Source organism: Mycobacterium sp. P2_H7 (assembly GCF_056403275.1).
Map to the genome: position 1 here is coordinate 546,224 of NZ_JBFUFU010000005.1, position 21,077 is coordinate 567,300.

Consider the following 21,077-nt stretch of genomic DNA (forward strand, 5'->3'; position numbering starts at 1 on the left):
CTGTCATGCAGCGATCGCAGCCCCGCACCGCCGTCATCGGCGCGGGCATCAGTGGTCTGACGGCCGGCAAGATGCTCAAGGACTACGGCGTCCCGTACACGACCTTCGAGATCTCCGACCGCGTCGGTGGTAACTGGGCCTTCGGCAACCCGAACGGGCTGTCCAGCGCGTACCGTTCGTTGCACATCGACACCTCCAAACATCGGTTGTCCTTCAAGGACTTTCCGATACCCGAGGACTACCCGGCCTTCCCGCACCATTCGCAGATCAAGGCCTACCTGGATTCCTACGCAGCGGCGTTCGGACTGCTGGAACACATCGAGTTCAACAACGCGGTGGCCTCGGCCACGCGGCGCTCGGGCGGCGGCTGGCTGATCGAGGACCAGGCCGGGACCACCCGGGAGTTCGATCTGCTGGTGGTGGGCAACGGCCATCACTGGGACGCACGGTCGGCCGAGTTCCCCGGCACGTTCGACGGCGAGACGATCCATTCGCACCACTACATCGACCCGCAGACGCCGCTGTCGTTGACCGGCAAGCGGATCCTGGTGGTCGGTCTCGGAAACAGTGCCGCCGACATCACCGTCGAACTGTCCTCGAAGACGCTGCAGAACAAGGTCACCCTCTCCACCCGCTCGAGCGCCTGGATCGTGCCGAAATTCCTGGCCGGCGTACCGGGGGACAAGATCTTCAAGACCTCACCGCATCTGCCGCTGTCCTGGCAACGCAAGGTCGCGCAGGTGCTGGCGCCGGTGCTGGGGGCCGACCCCACGAAATACGGGCTGCCCGCGCCCAATCACAAGCTCTTCGAGGCACATCCCACGCAGTCGGTGGAACTGCCCCTGCGGCTCGGTTCCGGTGACGTCATCCCGAAACCCAACATCGCGCGGCTGGACGGCGACACGGTGCATTTCGAGGACGGTACCTCCGATGACTTCGACGTCATCGTCTACGCGACCGGCTACAACATCACCTTCCCGTTCTTCGATCCGGAACTGATCAGCGCGCCCGGCAACCAGATCCGGCTCTACAAGAGGATGTTCAAGCCCGGCTTCGACGACGTGGTCTTCATGGGTTTCGCCCAGGCCATCCCCACGCTGTTCCCGTTCGTCGAATGCCAGGCCCGGCTGCTGGCCGCGTATGCGATCGGGCGCTACACCCTTCCGGCCGTGGCCGAGATGGAACGGGTGATCGACGCCGATCAGCAGGTGCACGCGGGGCACTGCACCGACCGGCCCCGGCACACCCAGCAGGTGGACTACTTCGTCTACGAACACGATCTGCGGACGCGGGAGCTGCCCGCCGGACTGAAACGGGCTGCGGCAGTATGAGATCACCCACCGACCGCAGGCCCGCCGTGCGCAGCGACGTGCGACGCGAAGCCATTCTCGATTCGCTGGACGAGTGGTTGCGCGAATCCAGCCTGGAAGCCATCAACGTCGCCGAGATCGCCAAACAAGCCGGGGTGTCCCGGTCGGCGTTCTACTTCTACTTCGAGAACAAGGGCGCCGCCGTCGCCGCACTCATGGAACGGATCATCGACGAGATCGAGGCCGTCAACACCGCGTTGGTCACCGGTGAGGCCAGTCCCCGGGACCGGGTGGTCACCATGCTGGATGGACTGCTCGACACCTGCGACCGGTATCGGCACGTCTTCGGCGCCATGCTGGAGGCTCGGGGTTCCAGCGCCGCCGTGCGCGAGATCTGGGATTCGGCACGGGAATCGTTCGCGCCGGCCGTCGCCGATCTGATCGCCGTGCAGCGTGCCGTGCCGAACCCACAGGTGCTCGCACTGGTGCTACTGGAGTTCAACGACAGGATCATCGAACGGTTCGTCCTAGGTGGCCCATTGTCGCGCGCGGAGTTGACGGAAGGAGCCGCGGCGGTGTGGCTCAGCACGGTGTACGGAGTGAGCGAGTGAGTATGCGCGAGTTCAGCTTCGATTCGGCGGGAACGGCCTGTAGCGCTTGGCATTTCCCAGCATCGGGTGCGGCTGCGCGACCGGCCGTCGTGATGGCCCACGGTTTCGGCGGCACCAAGGATTCGGGTCTGCAGGCGTTCGCCGAAAGGTTCGCCGCGGCCGGTATCGATGTGCTGGCCTTCGATTACCGCGGTTTCGGCGCCTCCGGCGGTGAGCCGCGTCAGACGATCTCGTTGGACCGCCAGCTGGCCGACTATCACCGTGCCGTCGACGCCGCATACGCACTCCCCAACGTGGACCGTGTGGCGTTGTGGGGTGTGTCGATGTCGGGCTGCCACGTCCTGCGTATCGCGGCCGAGCGTACCGACATCGCTGCGGTGATAGCGCTGACCCCGATGACCAGTGGGCTGGCGGCCGGGCGCACCGCGATCGGCAGCCCCAATGATGTTCTGACGGCGATGCGCTGGACCGCGACCGGTCTGCGCAGCAAGGTCGTGGCCGCCCGTGGTGGGGCGGCGACGTTCATGCCGATCGTCGGGCGCCCCGGCGAACCCGGCGCGCTGACCCTCGCGGGTGCCTACGAGAGCTACCTGGCGATGGCAGGGTCGACATGGCGCAACGAGATCGACTCCTCGGTGGGGCTGGAATTGGGCCGGATGAGCACCAGGTCCGCGGCGCGCAAACTGCGGATCCCGGTGCTGGTGCAGATCGGTGACTTCGACCGGTTCGCGCCGGCGGCCGCGGCGACCAAGACGGCCGAGCAGGCCCGCGCCCAGGTGCACCACTACCCGTGCGACCACTTCGACGTGTGGCCGGGCAACGACTGGTTCGACCGCACCGTGGCCGACCAGCTGGCGTTCCTGGCCCGCACGGTGTGACTGTCGTCAGCGCCTTTCCGACGTTTTTGGTGTCCCAAGGCATGTTTTTCCCACCGAAACGTCGGAATTGAGTGCTGAGCGATCGACTAGCGTTGCGCGGGGAATTGATTCGGCTGCAGGGGCGGAGAAATGCGAGAAGCCAACGCCGCCAACGCCAAGTCAACTCCGTCAGCTCAGGCGGACGGTCCCGTCGGCCTCGACCCGCCACCCCGGATTGTGCGCGATCTCCCAGATGGCCCCGTTGGGGTCACGGACGTGCGCGTGGAAGACGCCGCCGAATTGGCCGGGCTGCGGTGATTTCAGCACGGTGCCACCGGCGCCGGCCATCGCGTCGACCACCCGGGTGACGTCCTCGGCGCTGGGCACGTTGTGCGCCAAGGTGATTCCTGAAACGGTGGCGGCATCGTCATCGGCGGGCAGCCCGAGGTCGGCGTTGAACTTCTCGGCGAGGAAGAACCCGAGCACTTGCCCGGGCGCCGTCTGGTAGAAGACGATCTCGCCCTCGACGTCGAGAAGCGGTTGCCAGCCGAGTGCGCCGTAGAAGCGGCGGGTGGCGTCCAGGTCGGTGGCGGCAAGGGTGACGAAATGGAGCTGCTGATCCATGACACGACGGTACCGCGGACCTGGCGAAGCCATACTGTAATACTTACAGTCCATACGTTGACGGAGGTGGTGGCGCCATGCCAGGTGTGCTGGACGGGATCCGGGTGCTCGACTACGGGCGCTTCATCGCCGCGCCGTGGTGCAGCGCGATCCTGGCTGACATGGGCGCCGACGTGTTGCGGGTGGAGAAGCGTGAGGGCGGCGAGGACCGCTGGGTGCAGGCGGTCACCGAGGGTGGCGAGGGTGGCACCTTCCTGCAGTGCAACCGCAACAAGCGTTCTCTCACACTGGATTCCACCACGCCCGACGGGGCGGAGGTGACCAGGCGGCTGGTAGCCCGTGCGGACATCGTCATCGCGAATATGCCCGCCGCCGGGATGCGGGCCAACGGTTTGGACTACGACACCCTGCGCGCGGTCAAGCCCGACATCATCCTGGCCAGCGCCACCGCCTATGGAGAGGGCGGACCGTACAGCGACAAGATCGGATTCGACGGTGCCGGGCAGGTGATGTCGGGAGCGGTCTACCGGCAGGGCCTGCCCGATCAGCCGATCAGGACCGTGGTGCCCTACGCAGATTTCGGCACCGCCCTGACCTTGGGCATCGGGGTGATGATGGCGCTGTATCACCGGGACCGGACCGGGGTGGGCCAGCACGTCGAGGGAGCACTGTTACCCACGGCGCTGATGTTGTCCAACGCCTTCCTGATCGAACGCGAGCTGCTGCAGGTGGACAAGCCCAGGATGGGCAACCAGGGTGCCTCGGTGGCGCCCTGCGATCTCTATCGCACCTCCGATGACCAGTGGGTGCTGCTGCAGGTCGCCGGGCAGCCCATGTTCAAGCGCTGGTGCCGGTTGGTCGGGCGGCTCGATCTGTTCGAGGATCCGCGCTTGGGCGATGACGACGCGCGCTGGCGGCACAGCGATCTGCTCAACGGCATCATGGCCGATTGGTGCGCGGAAAAGACCAAAGCCGAAGTGATGACACTACTGGACGAGGCGAAAATGCCTGCCGCACCGCTGTATTCCACTCAAGAGGTGCTCGACGACCCCCATGTGCAAGCCATGGGCTATCTGCAGCGAGTGCCCTATCCCGGGGCCGCGCGCGATGTGCCGATCATCGAGACCCCGTTCCGGATGTCGGCCACCCCAGGGACCATTCGGCACCGGGCGCCGCTACTGGGTGAGCACACCGATGAGGTGCTTGGTGAGATCGGCTACGACACAGCGGGAATCGAACGGTTGCGGGCCGACAAGATCGTCTAGCTCCGGTCCGCCTCGGTGAACCGGATGACACCGCGGATGTTGTGACCTTCCAGCATGTCCCGGTAGGCATCGTTGATCTGCTCGAGGCGGTACTCCCGCGTGACCATGTCGTCGATGTTCAGCTTGCCCAGCCGGTAGAGCTCGAGTAACTCGGGGATGTCGCGTTGGGGATTGCCGCCGCCGAACAGGCTGCCCTGCAGACGCTTCTGCAGCAGGGTCAGGCCGGCGAGGTTGAGTTTGGTGTCGTTCTCGAGCACGTTGCCCATCGCGGTGACCACGCAGGTACCCCCCTTCGCGGTGAGCTGCAACCACGATTCCGCCTCCTGCCCGTCGGTCCGTCCCACCGTGACGATGACCTTGTGACACATACGTCCACGCGTGGCCTCGGCGATACCGGCGTGGGCGGCCGCGATGTCGGCGAAGGTGGCGGTGGCGCCGAACAGTTCGGCTTGCTCGCGTTTCCATTCGACCGGGTCGACGGCGAAGATCCGCCGGGCGCCGGCGATCGCGGCACCTTGCAGAGCGCCGGTGCCCACCCCGCCGATGCCGATGACGGCGACGTCCTGGCCGGGACGCACATCGGCGCTGCGCACCGCCGATCCGTACCCGGTGGTCACCCCGCATCCCACCAGCGCGGCGACCTCGAACGGGATGTCCTTGTCCACCTTCACCAGCGAGGTGTGATGGGCGACCACGTAGGGGGCGAAAGTACCGATAAGGGACATCGGAATCACGTTGCGGCCCTGGGTCTGGACTCGGAAGGACCCGTCAGATACCGAGGCCCCCGACAGTAGTCCGGCGCCGAGGTCACACAGGTTGCGCAGCCCGGACTGGCACGCAGGACAGATGCCACAGGACGGGATGAAGGACATCGCGACGTGGTCACCGACGGCCAGGCCCTCCACATCAGGGCCGAGTTCGACCACCACCCCGGCGCCCTCGTGGCCGCCGAGGATGGGGAAATCCGCCATCGGGATGTCGCCGGTCATCAAATGGTGGTCGGAATGGCACAGGCCCGCGACCTCCATCGCGACCTTCACCTCACCGCGCCGCGGATCGCCGATCTCGATGGCCTCGACGGACCACGGTTGGTGGAAATCCCAGACCAGGGCTCCTTTGGTTTTCACGGCTCCTCGCTTTCCTTCAGCAACTTGCGTAACGCCCGCACGTCCACCTTGCCGGTGGCGCCGCGCGGAAGGTCGTCGACGTCGAGCACCAGCCAGACCGTCGGGATCTTGAACGGGCTCAACACATCCCGCGCGGCCTCGCGTAGTTCCGAGACGGTCCGGTCGGCGATCACCGCCGCCGCGACGGCGCCGTCCACCTCGGTGACGTGGGCGGCGCGTACCCCGGCGATACCGCGCAGGGCGCGCACAACCTCGCTGGGGTACACCGTCGCCCCGCTGACCTTGAACATGTCATCGCAGCGGCCCTGATAGAACAGGAACCCGTCGGCGTCGAACCGCCCGAGGTCCCCGGTTCGGTAGTAGCCGTCGGCGGTGAACACCTCTTCGCGGCTGCGGCGGCAGATGCCGCGCAGGATGTGCGGACCGCGAATCTGGATTTCACCGACCGGCCCATCACCGGCGATACGGACGTCCATGCCCGCGAACGGTTTCCCACAGCTGCCCCAGGCCGATTCGGGCATGTCCGTGTCGGCCGGGAAGCCGCAGTACGGTCCGAAGGATTCGGTCATCCCGAACAACGACGCCCGTGCCCCCGGCTGAGACCGCAGCGTGGGCGGCAGCAGAGCTTCCAGGCTGCCCGGCAGCAAGGTCGGCAGCGGGCCGGTGTGGCGGGCCAGGACCTCGGCTTGCTCGAGCCAGCCCCGGAACAGCGTGACCCGTTCCCGCCGGAGCAGCGCCGCGGTCGACTCCGGGGTCGGGATCGCCTCGGTGACCAGCGTCGCCCCGGCCAGCAGTGCCGACAGGATGCCTGCCCCGAACCCGCCCACCCAGAAGAACGGCATCGGCAGGTACAGCCGGGTGTCGGCGGTGATGCACCGCGCCGCAAGGCCGGAACGCACCGCGGCCAGGGCATTGCCGTGCGAGTGCAACACGCCTTTGGGGGCGCCACTGCTGCCCGAGGTGAACGTGATGGCCAGCGGATCGGCGGGCCGGACCGGCGGTAGCGGCCCGGCGCCCCGGAGCTCCAGAGCCTCTCGGGTGCTCCAGACCCGCCGCAGGGCGGGCAGCGTCTCCGGCCGGACCGGGTAACGGCGGCCACGGAACTCGTCGACGGTGATCAGCTGCTGCACGGCGGCCATCCGCAGCTGGGCGTGCAATTCACCCGTTGTCAGCAGCGTGCTGAGCGGGACGAGGACCGCGCCGAGGCGGGTCACCGCGAGGGCCAGGCGCACCCAGTCGGCGCCATTGGGCATCAGCAGGCCCACCCGGGTGCCCTTGCCGATGCCCGCGTCGATGAGTCCGGCGGCCAACGCTGCCGTGCCGGATTCGAGTTCGCCGTAGCCGATCGCGGTCTCGGGGTCGACGACCATGGCCTTGTCCAGCCCGGCGTGCGCGCGCAGGACCGCGTCGATGGTGTCAGGCATCGAACATTTTCCGCAGGGCGGCGAGGTCGATCTTGCCGCTCGCGAGGATCGGCACGTCGCGTGCGTGGCAGGTGGTGAAGATCCGCGGGACCTTGTACGCCGACAAGGTGTCGCGCAAGGCCGTGCGAAGGGCGTCCGTGTCGATCTCTCCGTCGGTGACGATGACGGCCGCGACCACCTCACCGCGTTCGGCATCCGGCACGCCCACCACGTGTCCGACGAACCCTGCTGCAGCCAGAGCCGTTTCCACCTCGGAGGGAGTGACGTTGGCACCGGCGGTCTTGATCATGGTGCCGGCCCGCCCCAGAAAGTAGATGTAACCGTCCTCGTCCACCCGCACGATGTCGCCGGTGTGAAACCAGCCGTCGGCGTCGAAACACTCTTCGCGGGCCCGCCCGTAGTACTGCTGCATCAGGTAAGGACCCCGGATGCACAGTTCGCCGGTGTCGAGCACCCTGGTCTCGAAGCCGGGGGCGGGCCGCCCGTAGGAGCCACGCCGGTGTTCGGGTTGATCGGCCTCGTCGGCATCGAGCAACAGGACGCTGCCGGCCTCGGTCATGCCCAGCATGGTGTGGCGCAGTTCCGGATCGGTGGGCCGGACGTCGGGGGCCATGATGGGGTAGAGGTTGCCGTGGCGCGCGGTGAACCGGCGGCCCGGGTAGCTCGGATGGCCGGCCAGATGCGCGACGCCGGAAACGAACCCGTTTGTGTGCGTGGGCCGTTCGGACTCCAGCAGGTCCAGGGTGACGGCCGGGTCGGTGGCGTTGGAGCAGATCAAGGTGGCGCCGGCGGTCAGGGTGGCCAACAGGCCGAAGGCGAATCCGCCGATCCAGAAGAACGGCGAATTGCAGTACAGCCGGTCGTCGGCGGTCAGCCCGCGGATCGCATTGAGGTGGCGTTGATGCGCCAGCAGCGAACCATGGGTGTGCACCGCCCCTTTGGGCGCCCCCGTCGAACCGGAGGTGTAGATGATTGCCAGCGGGTCGCACGGCTCGACATCGGCCTCCAGGCCGGTCAGGTCCGGCTCGGTGCCCATCGGCGGTTCGAAGAGCACCTGCCGCAGACACGGGGCGACGACGGACGCGAGTCGGTTCCGGTAGTCGTGCTGTCGGAAACCGGTTGCCGCCAGGAGCAATTCGGTATCGCTGTCGACCAGCTGGGTACGCAGCTCCGCCGCAGTGAGGAAGGTGGAGTACGGCACCACCACGGCGCCGATCCGTGCGGCGGCCAGCATGGCCACCACGAACTCGGGCCCATTGGGGTAGAGCAGGCCCACGTGGGTGCCCTTGCCGGCGCCCAGCCCCACCAGACCGCGTGCCAGCTCCGCGGAACGGTGATCAGCCTCGGCGTAGGTGAGGCGCTGGTCATCACAGATCAGCAGGGGATGGTCCGCCCGGGCCCTGACCGAGCCGACCAGATCCCCCGGCGGCTCAGGGGCGGGCAGTGAAATGCTCACGGACGGCGCCGAGATCGGCCTTGCCGGACGGGGTTCGCGGAATCACGTCGACGACGTCGATATCGGTGGGGATCTCGTAGCGGGCCAGCCGGGTCGCCAGGAACTCGGACAGTTCGGCCGCCGTGGCGTGGGCGTGCAACTCGACCATCGCCACCGGTGTCTCGCCCAGCCGCTCGTCGGGGCGACCGATGACCGCGGCACCGCGCACCGCGGGATGAGATTCCAATGCGGTGCGGACATCGTCGGGCATCACCTTGAACCCGCCACGGATGATGGCCTGATCGGCCCGCCCGAGAATCCAGACGAACCCGTCGGCGTCGATGCGGGCCAGGTCGGTGGTGCGCAGCCATTCACCGGTATCCATCTGGGCGGGAATGACTTCCAGCAGACCCAGGTGGTCAGGTTGCAGCGGCCTGCCCTCGTCATCGACCACCCGAAGGCGGGCACCCGGATTCGCCCGACCCACGCTGCCCCGTTTCGCCGCCCAATACTGCCGATGATCGGCAAGGGTCCAGCCGGCCACGCCGCCGCCGAATTCGGTGGCCGCGTAAGACGTCAGCACGGGGATGCCGAACTTCTCGGTGAACGCGTCGGCGTCATCGGCCGACAGCGGGGCGGTACCGGAGGTGACGGCACGCACGCCGGCCAGGTCGGCGCGGGTCAGTTCGGAATGCAGCACCATCCGCAGCGCCGTCGGTACCAGGGACACCGCGCGCGGTTGGTGTTCGCGGACGGCGTCGGCCCAGCGGTCCAGGTCGAACTTGGGCAGCAGCACGAACGGCCGGCCCTCGGCGATGCAGAGCAGGATCCGGAACACGCCGCCGACGTGCACCAGCGGCGAGTTGACGATCGCCACCCCGGTGCGCAGTTGTGTTGGGGTGGGCGATGTCTCGGGGTCGCGTCCCATGACGCTGCGGGCCAGCATGGTGTAGGTCAGGTCGACGCGTTTGGGTGGGCCGGTGGTACCACTGGTCAGCATCCACACCGCCACACCGGGGCGGCCGGCGTCGGCGGCCGGTTCGCCGGTGGTGGTCGGCTCGGCGTCCAGGCCCGCGATGGTGACCAGCATGGTGCCCGGACGCGGGCGCGCCAGGTTGGCGAGATCGTCGGCGATCCCCACGATGACAGGCAGACCGAGTGCCGCGATATCGGCACGGGTGCGCTCGTCACCGCGGGACGGGTTGATGACCACGACCGTGCCGCCGGCTTCCAGCACACCCAGCAGGGCGGCGACGTGCACCGGCGTGTTGCGCAGCATGATGCCGACCCGGCGGTCCCCGGTGAGTGCGCCGAGGCGCCGCGCCGCGGCGCCGACCTGGCCCCAGGTGGACCAATCACCGTCGTATTGGATTGCCCCGGCCGTCGGGTCGAGGTCCAGGACCTCACCGATGCGCCGCGAAAGGGGATGGGGCATCAACGGATCCGCGGGGCGGTCTTGGTGATCGGCCGCTCGGCCAACTCGGTCTTGGCGATCGGATTGCCCAGCCGGGTGTAGATGAGGCCCTGGTCCATCGCCGCGCGGTAAGGCTTGTCCAAGGATTCCCAGATAGCCTTCACAGTGCCCTGGGTGGCGGTCGGTGGTTTGGCCGCGATGGTCGCGGCGATCTCGTGCGCGCGGGCCCACAGGTCGGCCCGGGGCACCACTTCGGTGACCAGACCGATCCGCAGCGCGGTGTCGGCGCCGACGCGTTCGTCGTTGCCCATCAACGCCATCCGCAGGGTGTCGCCGAGGCCGACGCGGCGCATCAGGCCGATGGGTTCGAGCGCGGACACCAGGCCGGCGCTGACATGGGAGTCGAAGAAGGTTGCCTCCTGCGAGCAGATCACCACATCGGATTCGTTCACGAAGTACAGGGCGCCCGCGGTGCACATGCCCTGTACGGCACACACCACCGGCTTCCACATCTTCTGCCACTTCGGGCTCAGCAGCTCACCCGGATCTTCGTGGTTCCAGACGATCTCGGGCTGTCCATACGACGACTTGACGTCCAGGCCGGCGCTGAACGCACGGTCGCCCGCGGCACGCAGGACCACGGCGTTGATGCCCTCGTCGGCCTTGATGGTGTGCCAGGCGTCGCGCATCTCGTGGCACATCGCGCGGTTGAACGAGTTCAGCGCCTCGGGCCGATTCAAGGTGACGGTGGCCACCCGCGAGTCATAATCGAGGTCGAGCAGGATCGTGTCCACTAGCGAGCCTGCCAGTTGGGCTTGCGCTTCTCGACAAACGCCCGCGGTCCCTCCAACGCATCCTCGGTGCGGGTGACGCGTTCCCGGAATGTCTCGGCGAGGATCTCGCCTTCGTGTAGCGGCAGATCCAAAGTCTTGTGGATGGCCAGACGCGTCCCGCGAACCGCCAGCGGCGCATTGAGATTCAGTGTATCGGCGATCTCATGGGCGCGTTGTACCAGCTTGTCATGCTCGACGATCTCGGTGATCAGCCCGAGCTCGTAGGCGCGTTGCACCGTCATCCGTTCGTGCTTGCCCATCAGCGCCATCCGCAGGGCCACCGACCGGGGCAGTGCACGGGCCAACCGCACCATCTCGCGGGCTGCCACCAGGCCGATGCTGACGTGCGGGTCGAAGAAGGTCGCCTGGTCCGAGGCGATGACGATGTCGCCGGTGGTCACCCAGTCCAGCCCTGCGCCGCAACAGATTCCGTTGACGGCGACGATGACGGGTTTGGTCATGGTGCGAAACGGCGGGGTGCCCTCCTGCGGCGCCTCCCACTGCTCATAGGTGGACAGATAGGGCCGCTCGTTGAGCACCTTGCCGTCGCCGGGGATCTCCTTGACGTCGGCTCCGGTGCAGAACGCCCGCCCGTTGGCGGTGACGATCATCAGCCAGATGTCGTCATCGTTCTCGGCCTTGTCGTAGGCGGAGCGCAGTTCGGTGATCATGTGCGGGGACAGCGCGTTGAGGGCGTCCGGCCGGTTGAGGGTGATGGTGGCTTTGTGGCCGTCCACCTCGTAAGTGATGGTGTCGTACATGACTTCCTTTCAGCGTCCGGAGAAGTCGGGGTCGCGGCGGTCGCGGAACGCCGCGAGGCCCTCCTTGAAATCCGCAGTGCGACAGGATAGTTCGAGATTGGCCAGTTCCTGGTTCATGGCCTGGGGGAGGGTGGCGCCCTGGCCGTAGGCGATGGCCTGCTTGGCCAGCCCGATCGCGACGGTGGGTCCGGAGGCCAGCCGCCGCACCAGTTCATCGGCTGCGTCGTCGAGTTCGTCGGCCGCTACGGCGGCGTGGATCAGTCCCCAGTCGGCCGCGTCGGCGCCGGTCACCTTCTCGCCGAGCAGCAGCATGCGTTTGGCGCGCGCGACACCGGCCAGCCGGGGCAGTAGCCAGGTGGCGCCGGAGTCGGGACTGAACCCGCGCTCGACGAACGGTTCCCACAGGGTGGCCGCGCGGTCGGCGATGGTGAAGTCCGCGGCCAGCGCGAGATTGCAGCCCAACCCGACCGCCCACCCGCGCACCGTGCACACCACCGGCAGCTGGATGGTCGCGATCAGCTCGACGAGACGGTTGGCGGTGTGGGGGATGCGGCGCACCAGATCACCGGTCCGGGGGCGCCGGCCTTCACTGTTGGTGGCGACCCAGTCGGCACCTGCGCAGAAGTCGTCGCCGGTGCCGGTCAGCGCGATGGCGCGCAGCGAATCGTCATACGCGGCCGTGCTCAGCAGCGCGACCAGCTCGTCGATCATGCTGTGGCTCAGTGAGTTACGCCGGTCCGGCCGGTCGAGCGTGATGCGCAGGACCGCGTTGTCCACGGACGTGGTGATCACCTGGGATCGGGCCTTTCCACGAACATACGGTTGACCATACAGTAGGCAATGCAGTTACTATCTTGTACAAGTTAGCAAGGAAAGGTCGTCGATGGAAGGACGCGCTCGGCGCATCCGGCAGCCACGGGTTGCCGAGATCGTCGCGGCCAAGCTGCGCGACGACATCCTGTCCGGCCGGCTGCGTGAAGGGGACATCCTGCCCACGCAGGAGGGTCTGTTCCAGGAGTTCGGCGTGAGCCCGCCCGCGCTGCGCGAAGCCATCCACCTGTTGGAGACCGACGGGTTGATCACGGTGCGCCGCGGCAACATGGGTGGCGCGGTGGTGCAACTGCCGTCCGCGGAACGCACCGCCCACATGATCAGTATGGTGCTGCAGACGCGCGCGGCCACGCCCGCGGACGTCAGCGGGGCGCTGCTGCACCTGGAGCCGATCTGTGCCGGGATGTGCGCGGCCCGCTCCGACCGGGCGACCGAGGTGGTGCCCCACCTGCAGGCCGAGATCGACCTCCAGACAGCCCAGTTCGACGATCTCGCGCAGTATGTGCCGAACGCCCGCCGGTTCCACGAGCAGTTGGTGGCCCGGTGCGGTAACGAGCCGATGATTCTGCTCATCGGGTCACTGGAGCTGATCTGGTCTACGCATGAGTCCTCGGTGTGGGGCGACGACCTGGCGCACAAGACCATGCGTGCGGCGTTGCGCGACCACCAACGACTGCTCGACGCCATCACCGAGGGCAACGTGGCGCGGGCCACCAAGCTCGCGGCCGACCATCTCACGGCGGCGCGGAGTTCCACGCTCGCCGCCGGAACCGACAAAACGATTGAAGCGAGGCTGATTTCGCATGACTGACGACCGGGTGCTCTTCGAGGTGGACGCGGCCCACCGCATCGCCACCATCACCTTGAACAATCCCAAGCAGCGCAACTCCTATGACGCCGCGATGCGCGACGAGGTCGCCCGCTACCTGGACGTCGTCGCCGAGGATGACGACATCACCGTGGTGCTGTTGCGTGGCGCCGAGGGCGTGTTCAGCACGGGCGCGGATATGAACAACGCCTACGGCTGGTATGGCGAAGGCAAGGAAAAAGCCGAGAAGAAGTCGCGCCCCAGCCAGCGCCGCCGACTCACGGTGGACCGCAAGTCTTTCGACTTCTATCACAATCTGCTGGGCTTCCCGAAGGTCACCGTCGGTGAGATCAGCGGCTACGCGCTCGGCGGCGGCTTCGAGATGGCGCTGATGACCGACATCTCGGTGATCGCCCGCGACACCAAGATCGGCATGCCCGCCACCCGGTTCCTCGGTCCGGCGCTGGGCAGCCTGCACATGTTCTTCCATCGGCTCGGCCCGGTCCTCGCACGCCGGATGCTGCTCACCGGCGACATCATCGAAGCGGGCGCGGTCGAGCATCTCGGCGTCTTCACCGACACGTGCGACGCGTCCCAGGTGAGCGCGCGGGCGCAGTACTGGGCGCAGAAGGCGGCGAAGATGCCCGCCGACGGTGTGGTCATCGCCAAGGAGGCGTTCCGCTGGGTCGAGCAGAGCCAGGCCTACCAGGGGGAAGAGGTCGCGAGCTACCTGTTCCACGCGTACGGCACCAACCTGCAGTTCTCGCCGGGGGAGTTCAACTTCGTCAAGACCCGCGCCCAGCATGGAACCAAGGAGGCGTTCCGGCTGCGTGACGAGCATTTCCACGTGCCCGAACCGCAGTAGCCAACCTCACGGCGTGGCGCCTACAGTGGGTGCTACGGTTTTACATAATCACTCGATATCGTAAAGGCGGAGAGATATGCCCCAACCTGTTGTCGTCGGTGCCGCCCGCACCGCCATCGGCCGGTCCTTCAAGGGGACCCTGGTCAACACCACCCCCGAAGAACTCATCACGACCGTGCTGCCCGAGGTCGTGCGTCGGGCCGGTATCGCTCCCGAGGCGATCGATGACCTGATCTTCGCCGAATCGAACTACGGCGGCGGCGACATCGCCCGCTACGCCGCGGACGCGCTGGGCTGGGAGTCGGTGCCCGGTCAGGCGGTCAACCGGCACTGCGCGGGCTCGCTCACCGCGATCGGCAACGCGGCGGCGCAGATCGGTTCCGGCATGGAGCGGGTGTTGCTGGCCGGCGGCGTGCAGTCGCTGTCCTCGTCGCCGCTGATGAAGTGGCGCGTGCCCGGTCCCGAGTTGACGTTCATCGAGCCGTGGATGACCCCCACCCACGTCGAGACCCCCGAATCGCCGATGCGCGACATGTCGATCACGGTCGGCTGGAACACCGCGCAGGCCGCGGGCATCACCCGCGAGGACATGGACGCCTGGGCGGCGCGTTCACACCAGCGGGCCATCGCCGCGATCGACGCCGGGAAGTTCCTCGACGAGATCGTCCCGCTCAAGGTGACCCAGCCGGACGGTTCGGTCATCGAGTTCAGCGTCGACGAGCACCCGCGCCGCGGCACCACGGCGGAGAAGCTCGCCGAGCTCAAGGTCCTGCATCCGGAGATCGAAGGATTCTCCATCACCGCGGGCAACAGCAGTGGCACCAATGATGCTGCCGCTGCTGTCGCGCTGGTCGCCGACGACTATGCGGCCGCGGAGAACCTCACCGTGCTGGCGAAGGTCAGGGCGTGGGGTTCGGTCGGCGTCCCCGCGAAGGACACCGGCCTCGGTGGTGTGAAGGTCATCGGCCACGTGCTCAAGCGAGCCGGCCTCAAGCCCTCCGACGTGGCGCTGTGGGAGATCAACGAGGCCTTCGCCTCCGTGCCCATCGCGGCGGTCCGCGAGTACGGCATCGACGAGGAACTGGTCAACTTCTCCGGCAGCGGTTGCAGCCTGGGGCACCCCATCTCGGCGTCAGGCGCGCGGATGGTCACCACGTTGATCTACGAACTGCAGCGTCGCGGTGGCGGCATCGGCGTGGCCGCGATGTGCGCAGGCGGCGGCCAGGGTGGCGGGCTCGTCATCGAGGTCTAGGCAACGGACGCCGGACGTGTGCCCGCGGTCGGGTTCACGTCCGGCGTTTTGCCTTCGGCGGGCTGAGTTGGGTGGTCGCGTGGTCCAGGATGCAGGTGAGCCCGAACTCGAAGTTGTTCTCATCGGAGGCGCCGAAACTGTGCCCTTCCCCGGTGACCTGCGCCAACAGTGGAGCCACCTCGGGATCGATGATGAGCGTCTGGTCGTAGGCGCCCGGCCCGTCCTCTTGATCGGCCTGGTTCTTCTCGGCCAGGCGCTGCAGGACGACCGATCCACGCACGTGCAGGGTCACCGCGGAGTAGGTGTCGAACGCCTCTTCCGGGCTCAGCCCTGCCTCGACCAGACCCGAGATGGCTTTCTCCATCTCCAGGACGCCGACCTTGGCGGCGCGCGGGCTCAGCGCGGCCCGGATGAGAATGAGATCGCACAGGATCGGGTTGCCCACGAACGTCTTTCGCATCGTGCGGGCGTGGTTGCGGAGCGTCTCGCGCCAATCCTTGGCCTCTACATACGGCGTCGCGAACACGTACTCACTCAACGCCCGGTCGGTCATGGCATTGAGCAGATCGTCCTTCTTGCGGAAGTACCAGTAGATGCTCGTGACCCCGACACCGAGGTGCTTGCCCAACAGCGGCATGCTCAGGTTGTCGATGCCGACCTGTTCGGCGAGTTCGAAGGCGCCCTTGATGATGTCGTCCGGATTGATGGACCCGCGCTCCCGCCGTTGCCGCTTTTCGGCCACCGGTTGCTTTGCCACCGCAGACACCTCCATAAGTTTCCCCGCCACAACGTGTGGTGGGAGACCGTCAAGCTTACCGGTAGGCATACCGTGATGCGGGCTTCACGCGCTTCCGGCCGAGTTACCGTAATGGCTATAGTAAGTTTTTCCGGTACCTGTGGAACCAATTCGACTTCGATAAGCGAGGGATGAGCGTGGCGGACGAGATCCTCACCGAACGGCAGGGGCGCACCCTGGTGATCACCATCAACCGGCCCGAGGCGCGCAACGCCTTCAACCTGCCGGTCGCCGTCGGGCTGGCCGCGGCCATGGACGAGCTGGACGACAGCCCCGAGCTGTCGGTGGCGATCCTCACCGGTGCGGGCGGAAACTTCAGTGCCGGTATGGATCTCAAGGCTTTTGCCTCCGGCGAGCTGCCCTATGTCGAAGGCCGGGGTATCGGTTTCACCGAACGGCCGCCGCGCAAACCGGTGATCGCCGCCGTCGAGGGGTACGCCCTGGCCGGTGGCACCGAGATGGTGCTGGCCACCGATCTGATCGTCGCGTCACGCACCGCGAAGTTCGGCATCCCCGAGGTCAAGCGCGGCCTGGTGGCCGGCGGTGGCGGACTGCTGCGCCTGCCGAGCCGTATCCCGTATCAGAAGGCGCTCGAATTGGCGCTCACCGGTGAGAACTTCACCGCCGAGGAGGCCGCGGCGTGGGGCTTCGTCAACAAGCTGACCGAGCCGGGTGAGGCGCTGGCCGGCGCACTGGAACTCGCCGAGAAGATCACCAAGAACGGCCCGTTGGCGGTGGCGGCGACCAAAGAGATCATCGTCAAGGCACCCGAGTGGAGCCGGGCCGAGATGTGGCAGAAGCAGAACGAGATCATGGCCCCCGTCTTCGGGTCCAAGGACGCCATCGAGGGCGCCACCGCGTTCGCCGAGAAGCGCACCCCGAACTGGACCGGTAGCTGACGACCACCACCCATGGATCTCGGGTTTGATGGAGCGACCGCCGTCGTCGTCGGCGGCGGTCGGGGGATGGGCCTGGCCACCGCCCGGTGCCTGGCCGAGGACGGCGCCCGGATTGCGGTCGTCGGGCGTTCGCAAGATGTTCTCGATGCCGCCGCGGCCGATCTGACGTTGCGGGGCAGTCCGGAGGCGTTCGGCGTCGCCGCCGACATCGGCGACGACGAGCAGGTGCACCGGGTGTTCGGTGAGATCGGGCAGCGCTGGGGCGGCAAGCTCAACGTCCTGATCAACACCGTGGGACCGGGTGCGGCGGGCGATTTCGAGGCCCTCACCGACGGCGAATGGCAGGCGGCGTTCGACGACGGCGTGATGGGCATGGTGCGCAGCGTGCGTGCCGCACTTCCGTTGCTGCGCAACGCCGAATGGGCGCGCATCGTCAATTTCTCCGCGCATTCCACCCAACGGCAGAGCACCCGGCTGCCGGCCTACACCGCGGCCAAGGCGGCGGTGAACAGCGTGTCGAAGAACCTCTCGCTGCTGCTGGCCAAGGACGAGATCATGGTCAATGTGGTGTCCCCGGGCAGCATCTCGTCGGAGGCGTTGCTGGGATGGGCCGACTCGGTGGGCGTCGACGGCACCGACCCCTATGCGTTGATGTCGGCCATCGACGAGCATTTCGGCCATCCGGCGCACCTGCCACGGGCGGGCCTCCCGGACGAAATCGGTCCCGTGGCAGCGTTTCTGGCGTCCAAGCGCAATTCGTACATGACCGGCGCGAACATCAACGTCGACGGCGGTTCGGACTTCAGCTAAGGGGTAGCGGTATGGCGACAGCGAGTGAAGCGCGGGACTGGGCCCGCACGGCATTGCGCGGCATCGGCAACTCGCTGTACACCCCGTTCCAGGGCGTCGACGGTGACGATATCGACTGGGCCGCCTACCGCACGCTCGTGCGCTACTGCGTGGCTGATCTGCGCCATGAAATGCTCTGGTGCACCAGTGGATTGGCCGAATTCTGGGCGCTGACCCTCGATGAACGCAAACAGTTGCTGGAAGTGGCCATCCAGGAGGGGCGCGCGGCGAACCCGCACGTGGTGGTGCAGGCCTGCACTGCCGCCACCTCGGCCAAGGACTGCCTGGAACTGACCCGCCACGCGCAGCAGGCCGGCGCCGACATCGTCTACCTCCAGACGCCGATGATGGAGGCCCACGGTGGGGAAGGGGTGCTGCGCTTCTTCCGCTACATCGCCGCGCGCACCGACATCGCGCTCGGGATGTTCAACTCGCCGTCCTCGGGCTACGTGCTGACCCCGGCCGAAGAGGCGCGCATCGTCGAGGAGGTCCCCGCCGTGTGCGCCACCAAGGAGGGCGCGTTCCGTCCGGCGGCCAGCCGCCGGCTGCATGAGCTGGCGCCGGAACTGGTGATCTGGGAATGCGATACCACCGTGTACCGGGCCGGGTGGCTGCGCGAGGGCATCGTCGGCCCGGCGCAACTGGGCACCGCGGGCTATCTGCACGAGACGCCGGAGCGGCCGATCTTCACCGAGTACTGGGAACTGGTGTGGGCGGGCGAACTGATCGCGGCGATGGACTTCGCGCAGAAGACCGGGATGGATCAGTTCAGCCTCGACATGGGGTCCTGGTTCACCTGCTATCCGGGCCGGCCGGACTACTTCACACACTGGGCCGGCGCATTCAAATACGCCGCATCGCTGCTCGGCCTGCCGATCGGGGACTACCCGCATTCGCGCCCGCCGCAGGCCGAACTCCCCGCCGTGGCCAAACCCCAGATCGAGACCGCGTATCGCCATCTCGGACTGATTGGTTGACGGACGGTTTTACGCTGGTAGTGGCCGTGCAGCGGCTTGCGGAATGCTCTACCGATAGGTATACAGTATCTATGGCCACTGAGACGTCGCCCAGCGCTGCGGTCCTGTACGAAGTCACCGATACCGGCGTTGCGGTCATCACCCTGAATCGGCCAGAACGGCTCAACTCGTGGGGTGCCGATATCTCCGCCGGGGTGTACGCGACGTTCGACCGCGCCGAGGCCGACGCGGACGTCCGGGTGATCGTGCTGACCGGTACCGGCCGGGGATTCTGCGCAGGCGCCTACATGGGTGCCATGCAGGATCTCGGGGCGTCGATCAGCGGCGACACCGACGTCAGCAAGATCGTCGGCGAACGCCATCCGCACTTCCTCACCACCCTGCGCAAGCCCGTCATCGCGGCGATCAACGGCGCCTGCGTCGGGATCGGACTGACCCACGCGCTGATGTGCGACGTCCGGTTCGCCGCGGCAGGCGCGAAGTTCGCGACGGCTTTCCCCCGTCGCGGCCTGATCGGCGAGTACGGCATCACCTGGATCCTGCCCCGGCTGGCCGGCTGGGGTGCCGCCGCTGATCTGCTGCTGTCCGGGCGCACCTTCTACTCCGAGGAAGCCCAGCAGCTCGGATTGGTGAAAGAGGTTGTGCCGCCCGAAGATCTGCTCAAGCGGGCGCTGGAGTACGCCGAGGACCTGGCCCGCAACTGCTCACCGGCGTCCATGGCCGTGATCAAGGGTCAGCTCTACGGCGACGCGACCGGTGAGGTGGTCGACGTCAGCGCCCGTGCGGAGACCCTCATGCATGAATCGATGGTCCGGCCCGACCTGGTCGAGGGCATCACCGCCTTCTTCGAGAAACGGTCCCCGAATTTCCCGCCCCTGAAAGGTTGATGAAATGTCTGACACCCCAGAGCGTCTGCCTTACCTGGCCGTCGACGTCGACAACCATTACTACGAACCCACCGACGCCTTCACCCGGCACCTGCCCAAGGAATTCCGCAGCCGCGGCGTGCAGATGGTCCAGGACGGCAAACGGACGCTGGCGGTGATGGGTGGGACGGTCAACCATTTCATCCCGAACCCGACCTTCGACCCGATCATCGAACCGGGTTGCCTGGACCTGCTGTTCCGTGGCGAGATCCCCGAGGGCGTCAACCCGGCCTCACTGATGAAGGTCGATCGCCTCGGTGATCATCCCGAGTACCAGAACCGGGAAGCCCGGCTGAAGGTGCTGGACCGGCAGCGACTCGAAACCGTGTTCATGCTCCCGACTTTCGCCTGCGGGGTGGAGGAGGGCCTCAAACACGACATCGAGGCGACCATGGTCTCGGTGCACGCCTTCAATCTGTGGCTTGACGAGGACTGGGGATTCGACCGGCCCGACGGCCGCTTCGTCTCGGCGCCGATCATCTCGCTGGCCGACCCCGTCAAGGCCGTCGACGAGGTCGAGTTCGTGATCAGCCGCGGCGCCAAGCTGGTGTGCGTCCGGCCGGCACCGGTGCCGGGTTCGGTCCGGCCGCGATCGCTGGGCGACCCGTCACATGACCCGGTGTGGGCGCGCCTCGCGGAGGCGGGCGTCGCGGTGGTCTTCCACCTGTCGGACTCCGGATACATGGCGGTCCCGGCATTGTGGGGCGGCAGCGGCGTGTTCAAGGGATTCGGCAAACGCGATCCACTGGACATGGTCATCATGGACGACCGCGCCATCCACGACACGATGGCCTCGATGATCGTGCACCAGGTCTTCACCCGGCACCCCAAGCTCAAGGTCGCCAGCATCGAGAACGGTTCGTACTTCGTGTACCGGCTGATCAAGCGACTCAAGAAGGCGGCCAACAACGCGCCGTACCACTTCACCGAGGACCCGGTGGAACAGCTGCGCAACAACCTCTGGATCGCGCCCTACTACGAGGACGACGTCAAGCTGCTGGCCGCCACCATCGGCGTCGACAAGATCCTGTTCGGTTCGGACTGGCCGCACGGCGAGGGCCTGGCCGACCCGACCACCTTCACCGCCGATATCCCGCAGTTCCCGGAGTTCAGCCTGGAGGACACCCGGAAGGTGATGCGTGACAACGCACTCGAACTGCTCGGTGACCCGACCCGGACCGCACCGGGTGTCGCCAAGCTGGTTTCGGCGTAG

21 protein-coding genes are annotated in these 21,077 nt (G+C 67.1%); 12 read left to right on the top strand and 9 right to left on the bottom strand.

The features are described from left to right. Nucleotides 1-5 precede the first annotated feature (5 nt). The 3 genes from AC1DY7_RS08390 to AC1DY7_RS08400 are packed head-to-tail and all read left to right on the top strand — an operon-like array spanning nucleotide 6 to nucleotide 2,799. Nucleotides 6-1,331: a flavin-containing monooxygenase gene (locus AC1DY7_RS08390; protein ID WP_477493178.1), complete on the top strand. Its 1,326-nt coding sequence runs from the start codon at nucleotides 6-8 to the stop codon at nucleotides 1,329-1,331. Continuing rightward, nucleotides 1,328-1,921 (top strand): TetR/AcrR family transcriptional regulator, encoded by a 594-nt coding sequence (locus AC1DY7_RS08395; RefSeq protein WP_477493179.1) that lies wholly within the window; start codon nucleotides 1,328-1,330, stop codon nucleotides 1,919-1,921. The genes AC1DY7_RS08390 and AC1DY7_RS08395 overlap by 4 nt, the downstream gene beginning before the upstream one ends. Further along, entirely contained in the window at nucleotides 1,918-2,799 is an 882-nt protein-coding gene (locus tag AC1DY7_RS08400) for an alpha/beta hydrolase (protein WP_477493180.1), read from the top strand. Before AC1DY7_RS08395 ends, AC1DY7_RS08400 begins: the two co-directional genes overlap by 4 nt. Nucleotides 2,800-2,967: 168 nt before the next feature. Here the strand turns inward: AC1DY7_RS08400 and AC1DY7_RS08405 are convergent, their stop codons facing one another. Then, nucleotides 2,968-3,402 (bottom strand): VOC family protein, encoded by a 435-nt coding sequence (locus AC1DY7_RS08405; protein WP_477493181.1) that lies wholly within the window; start codon nucleotides 3,400-3,402, stop codon nucleotides 2,968-2,970. A gap of 77 nt (nucleotides 3,403-3,479) precedes the next feature. On the opposite strand from AC1DY7_RS08405, the gene AC1DY7_RS08410 reads away from it, so the two are divergent. After that, nucleotides 3,480-4,667 carry a CaiB/BaiF CoA transferase family protein gene (locus AC1DY7_RS08410; protein WP_477493182.1) on the top strand — a complete coding sequence of 396 codons (1,188 nt, stop codon included), beginning with the start codon at nucleotides 3,480-3,482 and terminating at the stop codon, nucleotides 4,665-4,667. Here AC1DY7_RS08410 and AC1DY7_RS08415 read toward each other — a convergent pair. Genes AC1DY7_RS08415 through AC1DY7_RS08445 form a run of 7 tightly spaced genes read right to left on the bottom strand, consistent with a single transcriptional unit; the run spans nucleotide 4,664 to nucleotide 12,453 of the window. Beyond that, a complete protein-coding gene (locus AC1DY7_RS08415) occupies nucleotides 4,664-5,794 on the bottom strand; it encodes an NDMA-dependent alcohol dehydrogenase (protein ID WP_477493183.1) in 1,131 nt (376 codons plus the stop codon). The genes AC1DY7_RS08410 and AC1DY7_RS08415 overlap by 4 nt on opposite strands. Then, complete coding sequence (locus tag AC1DY7_RS08420) at nucleotides 5,791-7,218, bottom strand: class I adenylate-forming enzyme family protein (protein WP_477493184.1); 1,428 nt, start codon at nucleotides 7,216-7,218, stop codon at nucleotides 5,791-5,793. Before AC1DY7_RS08420 ends, AC1DY7_RS08415 begins: the two co-directional genes overlap by 4 nt. After that, entirely contained in the window at nucleotides 7,211-8,674 is a 1,464-nt protein-coding gene (locus tag AC1DY7_RS08425; RefSeq protein ID WP_477493185.1) for a class I adenylate-forming enzyme family protein, read from the bottom strand. The genes AC1DY7_RS08420 and AC1DY7_RS08425 overlap by 8 nt, the downstream gene beginning before the upstream one ends. Then, the gene (locus AC1DY7_RS08430; RefSeq protein WP_477493186.1) at nucleotides 8,649-10,088 is read right to left on the bottom strand and encodes a class I adenylate-forming enzyme family protein; all 1,440 of its coding nucleotides are present in this window, start codon (nucleotides 10,086-10,088) and stop codon (nucleotides 8,649-8,651) included. Before AC1DY7_RS08430 ends, AC1DY7_RS08425 begins: the two co-directional genes overlap by 26 nt. Further along, on the bottom strand, nucleotides 10,088-10,861 hold the full coding sequence (locus tag AC1DY7_RS08435; RefSeq protein ID WP_477493187.1) for an enoyl-CoA hydratase/isomerase family protein: 774 nt from the start codon (nucleotides 10,859-10,861) through the stop codon (nucleotides 10,088-10,090). The genes AC1DY7_RS08430 and AC1DY7_RS08435 overlap by 1 nt, the downstream gene beginning before the upstream one ends. After that, the gene (locus AC1DY7_RS08440) at nucleotides 10,861-11,661 is read right to left on the bottom strand and encodes an enoyl-CoA hydratase/isomerase family protein (RefSeq protein ID WP_477493188.1); all 801 of its coding nucleotides are present in this window, start codon (nucleotides 11,659-11,661) and stop codon (nucleotides 10,861-10,863) included. The genes AC1DY7_RS08435 and AC1DY7_RS08440 overlap by 1 nt, the downstream gene beginning before the upstream one ends. 9 nt (nucleotides 11,662-11,670) lie before the next feature. Continuing rightward, nucleotides 11,671-12,453 (bottom strand): enoyl-CoA hydratase/isomerase family protein, encoded by a 783-nt coding sequence (locus tag AC1DY7_RS08445; RefSeq protein ID WP_477493189.1) that lies wholly within the window; start codon nucleotides 12,451-12,453, stop codon nucleotides 11,671-11,673. 91 nt (nucleotides 12,454-12,544) lie between these two features. Here AC1DY7_RS08445 and AC1DY7_RS08450 point away from each other — a divergent pair, with 91 nt between their 5' ends. The 3 genes from AC1DY7_RS08450 to AC1DY7_RS08460 all read left to right on the top strand — a co-directional run bounded on the left by AC1DY7_RS08450 (nucleotide 12,545) and on the right by AC1DY7_RS08460 (nucleotide 15,417). Continuing rightward, the gene (locus tag AC1DY7_RS08450) at nucleotides 12,545-13,303 is read left to right on the top strand and encodes a FadR/GntR family transcriptional regulator (protein ID WP_477493190.1); all 759 of its coding nucleotides are present in this window, start codon (nucleotides 12,545-12,547) and stop codon (nucleotides 13,301-13,303) included. Further along, on the top strand, nucleotides 13,296-14,165 hold the full coding sequence (locus AC1DY7_RS08455) for an enoyl-CoA hydratase/isomerase family protein (protein ID WP_477493191.1): 870 nt from the start codon (nucleotides 13,296-13,298) through the stop codon (nucleotides 14,163-14,165). The genes AC1DY7_RS08450 and AC1DY7_RS08455 overlap by 8 nt, the downstream gene beginning before the upstream one ends. A gap of 76 nt (nucleotides 14,166-14,241) precedes the next feature. Beyond that, nucleotides 14,242-15,417 carry a thiolase family protein gene (locus AC1DY7_RS08460; RefSeq protein ID WP_477493192.1) on the top strand — a complete coding sequence of 392 codons (1,176 nt, stop codon included), beginning with the start codon at nucleotides 14,242-14,244 and terminating at the stop codon, nucleotides 15,415-15,417. 34 nt (nucleotides 15,418-15,451) lie between these two features. Here the strand turns inward: AC1DY7_RS08460 and AC1DY7_RS08465 are convergent, their stop codons facing one another. Next, entirely contained in the window at nucleotides 15,452-16,189 is a 738-nt protein-coding gene (locus AC1DY7_RS08465) for a TetR/AcrR family transcriptional regulator (protein ID WP_477493193.1), read from the bottom strand. A gap of 155 nt (nucleotides 16,190-16,344) precedes the next feature. Here AC1DY7_RS08465 and AC1DY7_RS08470 point away from each other — a divergent pair, with 155 nt between their 5' ends. The 5 genes from AC1DY7_RS08470 to AC1DY7_RS08490 all read left to right on the top strand — a co-directional run bounded on the left by AC1DY7_RS08470 (nucleotide 16,345) and on the right by AC1DY7_RS08490 (nucleotide 21,077). Beyond that, nucleotides 16,345-17,112, top strand: coding sequence for a crotonase/enoyl-CoA hydratase family protein (locus AC1DY7_RS08470; RefSeq protein ID WP_477493194.1), 768 nt, complete (start codon nucleotides 16,345-16,347; stop codon nucleotides 17,110-17,112). 12 nt (nucleotides 17,113-17,124) lie between these two features. Further along, complete coding sequence (locus tag AC1DY7_RS08475; protein WP_477493195.1) at nucleotides 17,125-17,922, top strand: SDR family NAD(P)-dependent oxidoreductase; 798 nt, start codon at nucleotides 17,125-17,127, stop codon at nucleotides 17,920-17,922. 11 nt (nucleotides 17,923-17,933) lie between these two features. Next, nucleotides 17,934-18,938 carry a dihydrodipicolinate synthase family protein gene (locus tag AC1DY7_RS08480; protein ID WP_477493196.1) on the top strand — a complete coding sequence of 335 codons (1,005 nt, stop codon included), beginning with the start codon at nucleotides 17,934-17,936 and terminating at the stop codon, nucleotides 18,936-18,938. Nucleotides 18,939-19,009: 71 nt separating this feature from the next. Next, nucleotides 19,010-19,825, top strand: coding sequence for an enoyl-CoA hydratase (locus tag AC1DY7_RS08485; protein ID WP_477493197.1), 816 nt, complete (start codon nucleotides 19,010-19,012; stop codon nucleotides 19,823-19,825). A gap of 4 nt (nucleotides 19,826-19,829) precedes the next feature. Beyond that, nucleotides 19,830-21,077, top strand: coding sequence for an amidohydrolase family protein (locus AC1DY7_RS08490; RefSeq protein WP_477493198.1), 1,248 nt, complete (start codon nucleotides 19,830-19,832; stop codon nucleotides 21,075-21,077).

What these genes read in the sequence shown, in the direction of transcription:
- AC1DY7_RS08390 (WP_477493178.1), top strand. Translation starts at nt 6, where the DNA reads ATGCAGCGATCGCAGCCCCGCACCGCCGTCATCGGCGCGGGCATCAGT.
- AC1DY7_RS08395 (WP_477493179.1), top strand. Translation starts at nt 1,328, where the DNA reads ATGAGATCACCCACCGACCGCAGGCCCGCCGTGCGCAGCGACGTGCGA.
- AC1DY7_RS08405 (WP_477493181.1), bottom strand. Translation starts at nt 3,402, where the DNA reads ATGGATCAGCAGCTCCATTTCGTCACCCTTGCCGCCACCGACCTGGAC.
- AC1DY7_RS08410 (WP_477493182.1), top strand. Translation starts at nt 3,480, where the DNA reads ATGCCAGGTGTGCTGGACGGGATCCGGGTGCTCGACTACGGGCGCTTC.
- AC1DY7_RS08420 (WP_477493184.1), bottom strand. Translation starts at nt 7,218, where the DNA reads ATGCCTGACACCATCGACGCGGTCCTGCGCGCGCACGCCGGGCTGGAC.
- AC1DY7_RS08430 (WP_477493186.1), bottom strand. Translation starts at nt 10,088, where the DNA reads ATGCCCCATCCCCTTTCGCGGCGCATCGGTGAGGTCCTGGACCTCGAC.
- AC1DY7_RS08440 (WP_477493188.1), bottom strand. Translation starts at nt 11,661, where the DNA reads ATGTACGACACCATCACTTACGAGGTGGACGGCCACAAAGCCACCATC.
- AC1DY7_RS08450 (WP_477493190.1), top strand. Translation starts at nt 12,545, where the DNA reads ATGGAAGGACGCGCTCGGCGCATCCGGCAGCCACGGGTTGCCGAGATC.
- AC1DY7_RS08455 (WP_477493191.1), top strand. Translation starts at nt 13,296, where the DNA reads ATGACTGACGACCGGGTGCTCTTCGAGGTGGACGCGGCCCACCGCATC.
- AC1DY7_RS08460 (WP_477493192.1), top strand. Translation starts at nt 14,242, where the DNA reads ATGCCCCAACCTGTTGTCGTCGGTGCCGCCCGCACCGCCATCGGCCGG.
- AC1DY7_RS08465 (WP_477493193.1), bottom strand. Translation starts at nt 16,189, where the DNA reads ATGGAGGTGTCTGCGGTGGCAAAGCAACCGGTGGCCGAAAAGCGGCAA.
- AC1DY7_RS08470 (WP_477493194.1), top strand. Translation starts at nt 16,345, where the DNA reads ATGAGCGTGGCGGACGAGATCCTCACCGAACGGCAGGGGCGCACCCTG.
- AC1DY7_RS08475 (WP_477493195.1), top strand. Translation starts at nt 17,125, where the DNA reads ATGGATCTCGGGTTTGATGGAGCGACCGCCGTCGTCGTCGGCGGCGGT.
- AC1DY7_RS08480 (WP_477493196.1), top strand. Translation starts at nt 17,934, where the DNA reads ATGGCGACAGCGAGTGAAGCGCGGGACTGGGCCCGCACGGCATTGCGC.
- AC1DY7_RS08485 (WP_477493197.1), top strand. Translation starts at nt 19,010, where the DNA reads ATGGCCACTGAGACGTCGCCCAGCGCTGCGGTCCTGTACGAAGTCACC.
- AC1DY7_RS08490 (WP_477493198.1), top strand. Translation starts at nt 19,830, where the DNA reads ATGTCTGACACCCCAGAGCGTCTGCCTTACCTGGCCGTCGACGTCGAC.